Genomic DNA, 14604 nt, shown 5'->3' on the forward strand with positions numbered 1-14604 from the left:
GTTAAATTGAGTTAGAACGATATTTCAAATGGTTAATAGCGGAAACACATACGGAGAGCGCGTCTCTCGACTCGTCAGTTGGGGACATTGGTTCTCTTTCTTTAACATCATTATCGCTATGTTGATTGGCAGCCGTTTCATTGCTCAATCACCATGGCCGGATACGGTTATAGGTCAAGCATACCTTTTGATCTCGTGGTTCGGGCATTTCGCGTTTTTAGTGTTTGCGCTCTACATTTTAGTTTTATTCCCACTGACATTCGTGATCCCTTCACGCAAGTTATTACGTTTAGTCAGTGTGTGTTTTACTACTCTTTGCTTAACCTTGCTATTGCTCGATACTCAAGCCTACGAAAAACTCCATCTGCACTTAAACCCTGTCGTATGGGAACTGTTATTAAGTAAAGAAAAAACCGCTTTTAATGCCCAGTGGCAATACCTCTTTGCCGCAGTACCGATTTTATTTTTAATCCAAATTGTTATTTCAGAGTGGATCTGGAAGAAGCAACGCTCATTGTCACGAAAAAAAATCGGCAAACCCGTCACGATAATCTTTTTCTTATGTTTTTTAAGTAGCCACCTGATTTACATTTGGGCGGATGCTTTTTTCTATCGCCCGATCACCAGTCAGCGAACAAATTTCCCATTGTCGTACCCAATGACGGCAAAATCCTTTATGGAAAAACATGGCCTTTTAGACCGTTCAGATTATTTAGAACGCTTAGAGGAATATGGTAGTGGTAACGGTGAAGTGGTGAACTACCCGCTAGAGCCAATGAAATACGATGGTTTAGGCAAAAAATACAATGTGCTGATGGTGATGGTCGATAACTTGCGTAGTGATATGTTAACTCAACAAGTTATGCCATCGACTTTTGAATTTGCTAAAAACAATCAAAATTTTGTTAATCACTATAGTGCCACTAATAATATCTATGGCGTGTTCAGTTTGTTTTATGGGCTGCCAAGTAATTATTCTGCCAGTATTAAAGCACAAGATACACAGCCGCTCATTATTGATTCAATGGCAAAACGTCATTATCAAATGGCCGCGTTTAGTGATGATAAATTTGAAGGCTCAGAGCTTTATGATGAAATCTTTAGCTCGATAGATGTGCAAAAAAACACAGCTCAAGATCACGATTCCAATAATGAGATTGTAGATGATTGGAAAACGTGGCTCAGCACTACCTCAAATAAGCCTTGGTTTAGCTATGTAGAGCTGTCTAATGTCGAAAGATTCGAGAACAACACACAAGTATTAAACCAATTCACCCCTAAATCGAAAAATGCCATAGCTATGCTAAAAGCGAGTTATCAATCGGCAGCATTTACCGCCGATCAGTCGATTCAAAATATTTTAACTGAGATCGATAGTAAAAATTTATTAAACAATACCATAGTGGTGATCACCTCCAATCATGGCATGGAGTTTAATGACACCAATAGTAATACTTGGGGCTCAGACAGTAATTTCAGCCGCTATCAACTGCAAGTTCCTATGGTAGTTCATTGGCCAGATAAAAAGCCGACGGTATACACCCAACATACGAGTCACTTAGATTTATCCGCAACCTTGATGCAAGATTTATTTGAAACCTCGTCAAACCCTTATGATTTTAGTAGTGGCCGTAACTTATTTGATACAAGCGAACGCCCATGGATCTTAGCGGGTGATAATAAAAATATCGCACTGGTCACCAAAGATACCACCACTGTGGTTGATCAATTTGGTAACTACAAAGTCTACGATAAAAACTATAAGCGCCAAAAACATGCTAAGCCTAAACTGTCATTCATGCTGCAAGGCCTATCAGAGCTCAAGCGTTTTTACCACCAGCCTAACTGATTAAAAAATAGGCTTTTATTGGTAATAAAAGGTTTACAACACACAAAGAGCTGTATATTATCTACAGCGTAAATCGGAGGGATGGCTGAGTGGTCGAAAGCACCGGTCTTGAAAACCGGCGCCTGTTAATAGCGGGCCTAGGGTTCAAATCCCTATCCCTCCACCACTTTCTAAAAGCCCGCTAAATTATTTAGCGGGCTTTTTCCATTTCTAACCATGACTATTACCAATAGCCATGAATACGGTGGATTTAATGGTGTCTACCGATATAGTTCGCCATATGGCAAGCTTTACCCTGTTTAGGCTTTATGTTCGCTATATAACAAGCCATCTCTTAGTTAGTACTCTGCTTTACTACGCCGCTTTTGTTCATACATGGCTTTATCAGCAAGGTGAATAGCTTCGTGCAATAAATCTACCCCGTCAAAGTGGCTATAGCCAATCGCAAGCGTAAACGAAACATCTTGATAAAAAGGCACATTATCAATTTCCGCTTTTAGTTTATTTAATACCACTTCCGGCTCTAATACCTTCCCATTCGTGACTACTAAGAACTCATCACCACCTAAGCGTACTGCAATGTCAGACGATCGGATAATATGGGTTAATTTTTTGGCTAAAAATCGTAACGCATCATCACCCACGTTATGACCATAAGTATCATTGATCTGTTTAAATGCATTTATATCCAAATAATATAAAGTGCCAGAGCTAATATCCCTGAATTCTAAATCTTGTAATACCCGTTTATTGTATAAACCGGTCAAATCATCCGTTATAGAAAGCGACGAAAACTTTAAGGTTGCTTTATGCTGCTTGACTAACAATGTATAAACCGCAAACATAATTAAGGACATTGCAATAAACCAAGGCAGTACATATTCAGTAATATAGTTGGTCCTCATATAGGCGGTAATCATAAAATGATGATATTGAATTTGTTTTTTAAACACCGCAGGAAAAAAACGATTCTCACCCACAGAAAATCGTTCATCTTGATAAGTAATATCCATTGCCATATATTCGCTTAACCATGGCCCTAACGACTCGCCCATCAGTTGTTTTAAGTTTATACTCATGCCTAAATCTGCAATCAGCTTACCATTTTTCATAATAGGGGTAATGATTAAAACTTGTTTCTCCCCTAAAGGGAAAGAATTATTAAGCGTTAAAATGAAGGTTTCATTAGGATCTTGATTTTTTAGTTGAGAGCGATATCTCTCTGGCGTGAATATGGGGGCACTAACATTCATTAAATAACGTAATTTAGAGTAAATGGCGGTACTATTCTTGCCATAATATAGAAAAAAACCCGCTGGAGATTGATAATCAGTTTCGGCCCATGCGCGATCTAATGCATGTAACAAAACGGGTAGATTAAAATCTAAGTTTCTAGTTTGACCTTGTACGATTAAGGTTCCCGCAAACTCTGCATATTGGTTAGGATTAATATTGAAGCCAGTAATATCATTCTTAGCGTTGTAAGAAAAAGGTGGATTAAGTTTTTCGCTCGGTGACAATGGTAGTTGATCAATAAGCAACTCAAGCTTTTTAACCATCGCATTATTGGCATTATAGAAAACGGCCAAATCACCCTGCATATCAGAAACGACCCCTTCAGCATAATTTCTTAGCGTGATACCAGTATAAGTAATCCAACATAATAACGAAGTAAGGATCAAATATAAAAAGGGCTTATTTTTCACTGACTGTTTTATCATAGACAATTTATCTCAAACGGTATTGATTGTCCTTTATTGAGTATGCTGCCGCAAATTTCCACTCCAAAGGTTATCTTACAATATACACTAAATTCCAATAGAAGTGTAGAGGTCCGATCTGTTAAGCACTGTTTACTAACCCTTATTTTATTAAGGGTTAATAGAAAGTTCGAGCTCACTCAATAATGATGACTAATAGTCATCCAGACTAATTCTTGGCGCTCTGGCCGCATTTAAAACCGTAATAAATGCCAATGCACCTGCCACCAAAAATCCGGTTTGGAAAGCCGAAATAATCACATCTTTCGGGCCAGTCAATAAATCGACAATGGTACTGTCACTGGTAAAACCGGGGATCAACGAATAGGTTAAAGTGCCAAATAACGCCGTTCCCATTGACGCGCCTAGTGAGCGAAATAATGCCGCCATTGCGGTAATGCGCCCAAGGTTGGCTTTACCGCCAATTGTTTGGATCAGTAATTGAGTGGATGGCATCACAGTACCTAATCCTAAACCGCAGAAAAAGCCAAACAGGCCCGTCACAAATGAGGAGGGTTCTAGCACACCTAACATGACAAAGCCAAAGGTCGTAATACTCATGCCGATCACCGGCAGCCATTTCGGCACGCCGGTATGGGCAATCACTTTACCTGTGGTATATGAGCCAATAATATTGCCGCACGTTAATGGCAGTAATAATAGCCCCGCCATTGCTGCATTGGCTCCAAGGCCTAATTGTAAATAAATCGGTAGAAAGAAAATCAACGCAAACATGCAAGCGGCAAACAAAAAAGAAGAAGTAAGCGGCACATAAATTTCTTTTTTTGCCAATAAGGCTAATGGCAAGAATGACTCAGTGGTGCGAATTTGTTGCAAAATAAAGGCAATGGTTAGTACCGCAATCGCCACTAATAACTCAATACTGGTGATAGAGCTCCACGAAAACTCACGCCCACCAGCTGATAACCAGTAAATTAATAGCGTGGTAATGGTTGGGAATATCATTAACCCCCAGCCATCTATGCTGCGTGATTTAACCGGCAGTTCCGTTGTTTTAAGGCTCATTAAACGGTAAATAGCGAAAGCGGCAATCGGCAGGTTGGCCCAAAATAACCAATGCCAAGTAAAATAATGCACGACCAAACCGCCCGCGACCGGGCCGCACACACTGGCTAGAGTAAATAAAGAGGAAAAGTAACCTTGAAAACGAGCCCTTTGTCTTGGAGGAATAAGCTCTCCGATCAAGGCTTGAGACAAACTCATTAAACCACCACCACCAATCCCCTGGATCACCCGAGCAATAATCAAGACCGTCATGCTGCTCGCCAATGCCGCAATAACTGACCCGATGGAGAATACCACCAAAGCAGAAATCAACACATTCCGACGGCCGTAACGATCCCCAAGCCAACCATAAATAGGAACAGAAGCTGCATTGGCTAATAAATAACCAATCGCGATCCAAGCTGCGGTTTGTATACCACCTAGATCTTGCGCGATAGCCGGTGTTGCTGCCGCCAATAAGGTTTGGTCAATGGCGGCAAGAAACATAGGTAAAAAGACAATAGTAAAAATACCAATAAAATCTTTCTTCGAAACTTGTTCTTTGGTGAACGCGTTCGGATCGGGCATTTGGTCTGCTGGAGAGGTCATATTCACAACTATAAAATAAGAAACTAAAAAGGAGGTTTAGAAGCCTCCTTAGTTTAACGATCACCAGACAAATAAAGCAGGAAAGTTACAATAATTTACATTATTACTGTGATGTGTCATTTATTGCTGAGATCTCGCATGTGACGCGTACTGTTGCCAAAATTCGATTGCTTGCTGATAAGCCATGTCCTGATCCTTATGCTGAGCAAATAAAACCGCTGCCATATTCGAAATAACACAATTTGCCATTTGCACTTGCATTTCATGGTCCGCTTTAAACAATGCAGTTTGCGGTAAGGTAACAGAGGTTAACAATCGCTCGGGCCAATAAAAAGATTCAACTCCTTTTTCAGAGCTTAACCATACCGTTTGACTCACTTTCGGATTGTATTCTGATTCACCATTTTTCCCTTTAAAAGAGATAACTGATAAACTTTTTCTGTCGATTTCTTGATCTACTTCTGCGTGTAATTGTTGAAAACCTGGATGAAAACTGCCGCGTACCCCTAAACGTGCGCCACCTGGATTTAACGCTCGCACGACCGTATTAATTGGCGTTCTAAGTCCGTAACGGTTTTTCCAACCGATCATACTTTGGGCTATCGGAGCAAAATTTGATAATGGTAAATAGGCAATATTTTGCTCATCCAGTAATTGTTTGGCGTGTTGGGGATGGTCTGCCAAAGGGATATCTAACAAGCCTAGGCAATCTTCAAGATGCGTCCGACCACTCGCCACGTCTTTATAGCCGTGCAACAATACTTTATAACCATGAGTCGATAATATTTTTGCTGCCAATCCATGCCAAGGCTGATCGCTACCATTATCACTGACCCGTTTACCGGCATAACAAGGCCAATCAATATCCGCGCCAAGATTCGGCACTCGCGATTGAAACGCTTTCACAAAGCCGGCAATTTCAGCATTGGTTTCATTTTGCACTCGGATCAGCATCATCAGCATCGCCATTTGATCATCACCGATCGCATCTTGTGCGCCCGATTCTTTACCACTCAAATAAGCATCCATCACCGCAAAGGCTTGCTCGACATTTAACGGCTTACGACCACGCTCACCACGCCCTACCGTGCGAATACACTCTAAAATAATGCTCATCATAAAATTCCATCTGTTTGATTTATCATTTTATCTTAAAAGGTCTATGCAAAATGTACACCTAACTTTTGAACCCTTCACGTCATCATAATAATCAAAACGCTCTTAATGGCTAAAAATGTAAATTAACCGCTTTTCTTACTTCGCCCTTTGGTTGTTGAGGCTTTAGATGGCGTGGATTTTTTAGCAAACGAGCGTTTACGTTTAAAGGCCGGTTTGTCCACTTTCGGCAGTGAACGTAATGACTCAGGCACCCCCGAGGTTTTGACCTGTTGCATTAAATTGGCAATTTGCTGCTCTAAAGCGTGCATAAAGGGGGCATAAGGTTGCTGTTTTTCGGCCATCGCTTGCAATTGGTGCTCCCAATGAGCGGTCATATCGGGATAAGTCGATTCCATCGGTAATGCATTGATTAACCCTCTTCCCGCTGGGCTACTTAAAATATTTTTTCCTTGTCTTAGCAATAATTGGCGCTTAAATAAAGTATCCAAAATGCCAGCTCGGGTAGCTTCCGTGCCGAGTCCATCGGTATCGCGCAGGATCTTCTTCAAATTTTTGTCGGCAACAAAGCGAGCAATTCCGGTCATGGCTTTTAAGATGGTGGCTTCAGTAAAATGTTGAGGTGGCTCGGTTTTTCGATCTTTTATCTCGCCTTCACGGCACACTAATTGTTGCCCTGTTTGCAGCGCTGGCACCGGATCGCTTTGCTCTGAATCTTGTGATTTACTGGCGCTCATCAATACCTTCCAACCTTCCACTATCAACACTCGACCTTTGGCGATAAAGCAGCCTCCGGCAATATCAAACTCAAGTTTTGATTCAGCATAGACCGCCGATGGATAAAACTGCATCACATATTGACGTGCGATCATTTGATAAATTTTCTCTTCTTGACCAGATAACGCTCTACTTGAAGATTGCTTAGGGGTGGGAATGATCGCATGGTGAGCATCAACTTTGCTGTCATTCCACGCTTTGGATTTTAAATTAAGATCCGCGCCTTGCACTGCAGAACTTAATCCATTGGCATTATGAGATATTGCCTGACACACGCTACTAGCTTGAGCAAAATGTTCTTTGGGTAAGTAACGGCTATCGGAGCGTGGATAAGTAATAAGCTTATGTTTTTCATATAAAGATTGGCAAATATTGAGGACATCTTGCGCGCTCATTTGAAAACGCCGCGCGGCATCAATTTGCAACGCCGACAATGAATACGGCAACGGCGGCGCTTGTTTGGTTTGTTTTTGTTCCGCATCCACCACTTTCGCTGGCTGGCCTTTAATGCGATTGGCCACATTCTCAACCAGCTTGCGTGACAACACTCGACCTTCTTCATCTTGCCAAGGCTTTATCGCCTCACTGGGTTTCCAACGGGCTCGAATATCAAATTGATGTTGTGCATCTTGATAAGGAATAAGTGCATGGAGGGTGAAATAATCTTTGGGTATGAAGTTTTCAATTTCTTCATCTCGGCGCACCACTAATCCCAGTACCGGCGTTTGAACACGCCCTACCGATAACACGCCTTGATAACCGGCTTTTTGCCCCAATAAAGTGTAAGCGCGCGACATATTCATGCCATACAACCAGTCTGCGCGTGAACGAGCTAAAGCCGACACCGATAATGGAATAAAATTTTGATTGGAACGCATTTGAGTTAATGCGCGTTTCACCGCTGGCAAGTTTAAATCGCTGATCAATAAACGTTGCGTGGCTTGTTTTTGCGCTTTGGTCGCTTTGAGGTAATCAATCACTTCATCCACCAGCAATTGGCCTTCACGGTCGGGATCGCCCGCGTTGATAAGCTCTGGCTTTTGTTTGAATAGTTGGCGGATCACCGACAATTGTTTACTGGCAGCAGATCGTGGACGTAATTTCCATTGCTCGGGAATGATCGGTAGATCGGCGATGTTCCACTTTTTATAGCGATCATCGTAAGCGTCTGGCTCAACTTGTTCTAAAAGGTGTCCAATACACCAAGTGACAATATCACCATTGCCACAACGAATATAACCTTGCTCATTTTTTTGAGGTTTCGGCAGTCCGGCGGCAATCGCTCGACCTAAACTGGGTTTTTCGGCAATAAATAAGCGCACAAGTAAAACTCGAAAAGAAATAATAGTGTTAGATTATCGAATATCTCGCTTATAAATCAAGATAAAACTGTTTATTTATACAGGTTTAAGTTTCAGACACAGAAGATTATAGATACTCAACAAAATCGGCCAATGCACGCTCAGGTACTTTCATTGCGCTGCAACCGGATGTGCCTAAATATAAAAATCCCACAATTTTATCGTCGCCTTGTAACTCAAAAGCTTGCTTAACGTTATCATCAAACATCCACTCACCTGAGCGCCAAAAAGCTTGGAATCCTTGCGCCACTGCGGCCATTTGCATTGCTTGCGCCGCGCAGCCTGCCGATAAGTATTGCTCAAAAGCGGGGACTTTTGGATGCTCGGTTACTTTGGCGATAATGGTTATGACCATTGGGGCGCGAAATGGGGTTTTTTTCACTTTCTCAATCACGGCTTGCTCACTATTTTTAGCCACCGCGGCGGCAACTAAAATATCGGACAGTTTGCGTAAGCCTTCCCCTTGAGCGATCACAAAGCGCCACGGGGTTAAACAACCATGATCAGGCGCTCTTAATCCGGCTTTAACGATATTTTCTAGCACTTTCCCTTCAGGGGCTGGCTCAATTAAATTGGCGATAGAACGTCGGTTGAGTAATAAGTCTAGTGCTTGCATAACCTGTATCCCTACTTTACGGCTGTGGCTTAAGTATATGACAATACAAAAGAGGAATGAGAATCATAATCAAATATTACCCATTTGGCTATGACCCACATTCCAATTTTATCGACTCGTTTGCAGCGGCTTAAACCACTACGCGATCTTTAAAGCTTCATCGCTACTTCTGTTCCCTGCCTGATCGCTCTCACCGCATCCAGTTCGCCAGCCACATCAGCGCCGCCAATAATATGCAGCTTATCGCCAAGTTGTTGCCACTGCTCTTCAAACGGTCGAACCGATTCTTGGCCGGCACAAATAATAATATTATCGGCTTGGATTAATTCTTCTTTATTATCACGCTTTATATGTAGGCCATCTGCGCTAATTTTTTGATAGCTCACACCACCACATAAATTCACGCCACGTTTTTGCAAAGTGGCACGATGGATCCAGCCAGTGGTTTTACCCGGACCTTTTCCAACCGAACCCGCTCGACGTTGAAATAACCACACTTGTTTGTCTGCCACGCTTTCGCCGATCGGTTGCAAGCCGCCTTCACCCGACATCGTTTGATCGATCCCCCAGTCTTCCAGCCAATCGGCCAGCGTATGAGTATCAGGTTCGGTGATCATACTGGCGACATCAACCCCAATGCCACCCGCGCCAATAATCGCCACATTTTGTCCTAATGGGGTTTTATCGCGGATCAATGTTTGGTAATCAACCACCTTCTCTGGCGTATCGATACCCTCTAACTGTAATTTTCTTGGCGTAACACCCGATGCCATCACCACCTGATCGTAATCTTTAATAACATCAAAGGTGGCTTCAGTATCAAGCATCAAATTCACCCCAGTTTGCTCAATTCGATTGGCAAAATAACGAATGGTTTCTCTAAATTCTTCTTTACCCGGGATCTGCATCGCCAACCTAAATTGACCGCCAATACGATCACTTTTTTCAATTAAATCCACTTGATGACCACGCTGCGCCGCAATGGTTGCACAGGCTAATCCCGCCGGCCCTGCGCCAATCACCGCCACTCGTTTTTTAGTGACGGCGTTGCTTATCACCATTTCGGTTTCATTACACGCTTGGGGATTGACCAAACATGAGGCTTGTTTGCCTTTAAACACATTATCTAAACAGGCTTGATTACAACCAATACAGGTATTAATCAGTTTGGATTGTTGGCTGGCGGCTTTATTCACAAAATCCGCATCGGCCAATAAAGGACGCGCCATTGACACCATATCGGCATGGCCTTGTGATAAAATATCTTCCGCCACTTCTGGGGTATTGATGCGATTACAAGTGATCACCGGAATGGAAAGATGAGGTTTTACTTTTTCAGTCACCCAACTAAATGCACCACGCGGCACTTGGGTCGCGATGGTTGGAATACGCGCTTCATGCCAGCCAATGCCAGTATTAATTAAGCTCACGCCGGCTTGTTCTAACCCTTTTGCCAATTCGATCACTTCATCAAATGTGCTGCCTTGTTCCACTAAATCGAGCATGGATAAGCGGAAAATAATAATAAACTCTTGGCCCACTTTTTTGCGGATAGCTTTGACGATTTCTAATGGTAAGCGAATGCGATTTTGATAACTGCCGCCCCACTTATCATTGCGAGTATTGGTGCGTTGGCAAATAAATTGATTGATCAGATACCCTTCCGAACCCATAACCTCCACACCGTCATAACCGGCAGATTGGGCTAAATGTGCGCTATTAGCAAAATCTTTAATCGTGCCTTTAATTTGGCGTTCACACATTTTAAATGGGGTGAATTTAGCGATCGGCGCTCGAGTGGCACTGGCACTTTGTGAAAGAGGGTGCATGGCATAGCGACCAGCATGCAAAATTTGCAGCGCGATTTTACCACCATGTTTATGTACCGCATCGGTGACCACTTTGTGCTTTTGAGCATGAGAAGCGGTACTAAATTGCGAGCTAAATGGATGCAAACGACCGCGAAAGTTTGGTGCAAAGCCCCCTGTGACAATTAAGCCCACCCCACCTTTGGCACGCGCTTCATAAAACGCGGCCAATTTGGTTAGCTCGCCACGTTGTTCTTCTAAGCCGGTATGCATCGATCCCATAAGTACTCGATTGCGAAGTTGAGTAAATCCAAGATCCAGTGGCGCTAGCAAATGTGGGTACATATTCTCACCTGTCATTCTTTTTTATTTTTATTTGGTCTGACCAGTCTATCTATGGCAACACAAAAAACAAACAAGTGTTTACATTTTTGCAACCTAGCGCAAGTTACCTTTAAAAATAACCTCCCAATCGCTTTATTAATCAGGTTATAAAGAAAAATCGACTGCGCATATTGATGAAAATTATAGTAAGCTTTTGTAGATAGGCATTTTTAAGACAAGAGACTCATTCCTATGCCCTAAAAGCAGTAATGCTAGGTAAGAAAGGAATTCTTTTCATCACTTTGAAGTTTAACTGGATAGAAACATGAAAAAACTGTTTTGCTATATTGGCGCTATTTTTAAAGGCATTTGGAAGTTTATTTCTTTTTTGCGTACCGCCCTACTCAACCTTCTTTTTATCGCGGTGATCGTTGGGTTGTATTTTGCTTTTACCTCTCAGCAAGACGATACCGCTACCGCAAAGCAAGATAACCATAAAAAAGAAGCGTTGGTGTTAAACCTTTCTGGCCCTATTGTAGAACAGCGCAGTTCTATTAACTCTTTCGATTCAATCTCCGGCAGTCTATTAGATAAAGACGCACCGAAAGAAACCGTGTTATTTGATCTGGTGAATACCATTCGCTATGCGGCCAAAGATGACGCCATTCTAGGCTTAGTGTTAAACCTTAAACAAATGCCAGAAACCAACTTAACCAAACTCAGATACATTGCCAAAGCGATTGAAGAGTTTAAGAAAAGTGGCAAACCGGTTTATGCCTATGGCGATTTTTATAATCAAAGCCAATATTACCTTGCCAGTTATGCCAATAAAATCATGCTCTCTCCTGACGGCGCCGTGCTACTAAAAGGCTACAGCGCTTACTCGCTTTACTACAAAGACTTACTCGATAAACTGGACATCACTACCCATATTTTCCGCGTTGGTACTTATAAATCTGCGGTAGAACCTTTTATGCGTAATGATATGTCTCCGGCCGCTAAAGAATCGGCAACGGCATGGCTAACCCAACTGTGGGGCGCGTATGTTGATGATGTGGCGCATAACCGTAAAATTGACGGCAAAACTCTCAACCCAAATATGGACAGTTTTCTGGCACAATTAAAAGCAGCCAAGGGCGATTTTGCTCAACTGTCTTTAAAACTGGGTTTAGTGGATAAACTCACCACACGCCAACAAGCCAGTAATTATTTACGCGACACATTTGGCAGTAATGACGATCATGGTTATAACAGCATTAGTTATTATAAATACCTAGCTAAAGTGAAAAAACCTATCAGTACCAGCCAAAATAAAATTGCGGTTATCGTTGCCAGTGGCGCTATTTTAGATGGTGATCAACCACAAGGCAGTGTTGGTGGCGATTCCACCGCGGCTCTATTGGCGCAAGCCCGTTTAGATAAAAATGTGAAAGCAGTAATTTTACGCGTCGATAGCCCAGGTGGCAGTGCTTTTGCTTCTGAACTGATCCGCAATGAAGTCGATGCTCTGAAAAATGCCGGTAAACCTGTGGTGGTTTCCATGTCCAGCCTTGCGGCCTCTGGCGGTTATTGGATTTCGATGAGCGCCGATAAAATCATTGCTCAACCTACCACCTTAACCGGTTCAATTGGTATTTTTGGCGTGATCACCACCTTTGAAAAAGGCTTAAATAAAATTGGCGTCCATACCGACGGCATTGGCACCAGTCCTTTCTCTGGCGCAGGCTTGACTAACGGATTATCGGACGGCGCTTCACAAGCGATGCAAATGGGGATCGAGCATGGGTATCATCGCTTTATTTCATTAGTGGGTCAAAACCGTGATATGAAAACGCAAGCTGTAGATAAGATTGCTCAAGGTCGAGTCTGGACCGGACAAGATGCATTAAAACGCGGACTAGTCGATCAAATGGGTGACTTTGATGACGCCATTAAAGCGGCGGCGGAGTTAGCGAAAGTGAAAGACTACCAACTCGATTGGGTTGAAAAACCATTAAGCCAAACTCAGCAGATCATCCAAGATATTTTAAAATCGACCGACGTTTCGATCAGCAGCAAAGTTGAAGCTATGATCCCAACGGCGTTACTACCTGCAGCGAAACAGATCAGCGCCAGCAGCGATTTATTGAATAACTTAAACGATCCGCAAGGCTTTTATACTTTCTGTTTAAACTGCCAAGCTCAATAGTAAAAGGTTAAGTCGGTCGGTTATCAAATATGAAAAAGCAATCAACATAAAAGGACGCCAATTTAGGCGTCCTTTTTATTGAATCGATTTGAACAATTAAGCACTTAACGCGAAAGGTCGTCTACCGCCCCTTTCATATCACGAATTTGAATCGCCGCTTGTACATCACGTTGTTGAACTAGTGATAGAAACAGTAAATCGGCAATCGTGTGTTGAGCAGTACGAGAAGAAATTGAAGAACTTCGCATATCCCCTTCTTCCGCTAACGTGGTTAACACACAATCAGCCATATCACGTAATAGACTGTGCGCCAACGAAGTGATTGCCACCACATAAGCCCCTCTTTTCTTAGCGGTTTCTGCCGCAAATAAAATATCTTTACGTTGGCCGGAATATGAAAAGGCTAAAAACACATCTTTTGGCTGCAGGGTATTGGCAATGGTGATTTGCACATGACTATCAAATTCATTCAGCGTTGGAATGCCAATTTTCATCAACTTGTAGCTAAGATCTTTAGCAACCAGAGCCGAGCCACCAATACCCGCAATTTGCACTTTTCCTGCTATATCAAGCCACTGCACCACTTGTTTAAATTCATCGGTATTAATATTATTGGTGGTTTGTAAGATCGCAGCAGATTTTTCTTCGGCTATTTTTTGCGCCACCTCTTGCAAGCTATCTTTGACTGAAATGAGGTTATGCAGCGTAGTATTACCTTGAACAATCGCATGCTCGCGGCCAATTTCTTCACTCATTTTCACTTTAAACTCAGTAAAGCCCCGACAGCCTAACTTTTGGGTGAATTTTACGATACTCGATTGACTCACTTCGCACTGATTGGCGAGTTTTTGAGACGATAACGATAGAACACTAAAGGGATCGGACAAAAGATGGTGGGCAATCTTTTGTTCATTGGTAGAAAATTGCGCTAAATTGTAACGTAGTTGTGTAAGCAGCGACATAATACAATCTCTAATCTATACGGCATTAACTATATGATTTATTTGTTATTTATTGAGATCAAATGCCGAGTATCACTCATAATTTTTTATTAGAAAGAACCAAAGTGATGCAATTATATTCCAATAATTCCTTAATTGGAATAATTGATTCTGTGATCTGGCGCACTGCAAGGAATAATTTATTCTATATTCTATTCCCCACTCACTACCCAGTAGCTAACTAACGAGA

9 protein-coding genes and 1 tRNA gene are annotated in these 14604 nt (G+C 42.3%); 3 read left to right on the plus strand and 7 right to left on the minus strand.

Annotated features, from left to right (window positions below; genetic code table 11):
• Positions 1-28 precede the first annotated feature (28 nt).
• Together HC723_RS00265 and HC723_RS00270 are read left to right on the plus strand one after the other, a co-directional pair.
• The gene (locus tag HC723_RS00265; protein ID WP_190337842.1) at positions 29-1849 is read left to right on the plus strand and encodes a DUF3413 domain-containing protein; all 1821 of its coding nucleotides are present in this window, start codon (positions 29-31) and stop codon (positions 1847-1849) included.
• A gap of 75 nt (positions 1850-1924) precedes the next feature.
• Positions 1925-2015, plus strand: a tRNA-Ser gene (locus HC723_RS00270).
• A 172-nt stretch (positions 2016-2187) separates the two neighbouring features.
• On the opposite strand, the gene HC723_RS00275 is transcribed toward HC723_RS00270, so the two are convergent.
• The 6 genes from HC723_RS00275 to HC723_RS00300 all read right to left on the minus strand — a co-directional run bounded on the left by HC723_RS00275 (position 2188) and on the right by HC723_RS00300 (position 11246).
• Positions 2188-3570, minus strand: coding sequence for a GGDEF domain-containing protein (locus HC723_RS00275; RefSeq protein WP_190337843.1), 1383 nt, complete (start codon positions 3568-3570; stop codon positions 2188-2190).
• 192 nt (positions 3571-3762) lie between these two features.
• Positions 3763-5202: an MDR family MFS transporter gene (locus tag HC723_RS00280; RefSeq protein WP_225874304.1), complete on the minus strand. Its 1440-nt coding sequence runs from the start codon at positions 5200-5202 to the stop codon at positions 3763-3765.
• A gap of 141 nt (positions 5203-5343) precedes the next feature.
• Positions 5344-6339: a glycosyl transferase family protein gene (locus HC723_RS00285; RefSeq protein ID WP_190337972.1), complete on the minus strand. Its 996-nt coding sequence runs from the start codon at positions 6337-6339 to the stop codon at positions 5344-5346.
• 125 nt (positions 6340-6464) lie between these two features.
• Positions 6465-8438: a DNA topoisomerase III gene (locus tag HC723_RS00290; RefSeq protein ID WP_342365620.1), complete on the minus strand. Its 1974-nt coding sequence runs from the start codon at positions 8436-8438 to the stop codon at positions 6465-6467.
• Between the two features lie 106 nt (positions 8439-8544).
• Entirely contained in the window at positions 8545-9093 is a 549-nt protein-coding gene (locus tag HC723_RS00295) for an NAD(P)H nitroreductase (RefSeq protein WP_190337844.1), read from the minus strand.
• Positions 9094-9242: 149 nt separating this feature from the next.
• Positions 9243-11246, minus strand: coding sequence for an NADPH-dependent 2,4-dienoyl-CoA reductase (locus HC723_RS00300; protein WP_190337845.1), 2004 nt, complete (start codon positions 11244-11246; stop codon positions 9243-9245).
• Positions 11247-11550: 304 nt separating this feature from the next.
• Here HC723_RS00300 and sppA point away from each other — a divergent pair, with 304 nt between their 5' ends.
• The gene (gene sppA / locus HC723_RS00305; protein ID WP_153446703.1) at positions 11551-13413 is read left to right on the plus strand and encodes a signal peptide peptidase SppA; all 1863 of its coding nucleotides are present in this window, start codon (positions 11551-11553) and stop codon (positions 13411-13413) included.
• A gap of 104 nt (positions 13414-13517) precedes the next feature.
• Here the strand turns inward: sppA and HC723_RS00310 are convergent, their stop codons facing one another.
• Positions 13518-14375 carry a MurR/RpiR family transcriptional regulator gene (locus HC723_RS00310; protein WP_153446702.1) on the minus strand — a complete coding sequence of 286 codons (858 nt, stop codon included), beginning with the start codon at positions 14373-14375 and terminating at the stop codon, positions 13518-13520.
• Positions 14376-14604: the final 229 nt, after the last annotated feature.

The sequence above is a fragment of the Vibrio sp. S11_S32 genome, assembly GCF_014694465.1.
GTDB classification, from domain to species: Bacteria; Pseudomonadota; Gammaproteobacteria; order Enterobacterales; family Vibrionaceae; genus Vibrio; species Vibrio algicola.

What these genes read in the sequence shown, in the direction of transcription:
- HC723_RS00265 (WP_190337842.1), top strand. Translation starts at nt 29, where the DNA reads ATGGTTAATAGCGGAAACACATACGGAGAGCGCGTCTCTCGACTCGTC.
- HC723_RS00275 (WP_190337843.1), bottom strand. Translation starts at nt 3,570, where the DNA reads ATGATAAAACAGTCAGTGAAAAATAAGCCCTTTTTATATTTGATCCTT.
- HC723_RS00280 (WP_225874304.1), bottom strand. Translation starts at nt 5,202, where the DNA reads ATGCCCGATCCGAACGCGTTCACCAAAGAACAAGTTTCGAAGAAAGAT.
- HC723_RS00285 (WP_190337972.1), bottom strand. Translation starts at nt 6,339, where the DNA reads ATGAGCATTATTTTAGAGTGTATTCGCACGGTAGGGCGTGGTGAGCGT.
- HC723_RS00295 (WP_190337844.1), bottom strand. Translation starts at nt 9,093, where the DNA reads ATGCAAGCACTAGACTTATTACTCAACCGACGTTCTATCGCCAATTTA.
- HC723_RS00300 (WP_190337845.1), bottom strand. Translation starts at nt 11,246, where the DNA reads ATGTACCCACATTTGCTAGCGCCACTGGATCTTGGATTTACTCAACTT.
- sppA (WP_153446703.1), top strand. Translation starts at nt 11,551, where the DNA reads ATGAAAAAACTGTTTTGCTATATTGGCGCTATTTTTAAAGGCATTTGG.
- HC723_RS00310 (WP_153446702.1), bottom strand. Translation starts at nt 14,375, where the DNA reads ATGTCGCTGCTTACACAACTACGTTACAATTTAGCGCAATTTTCTACC.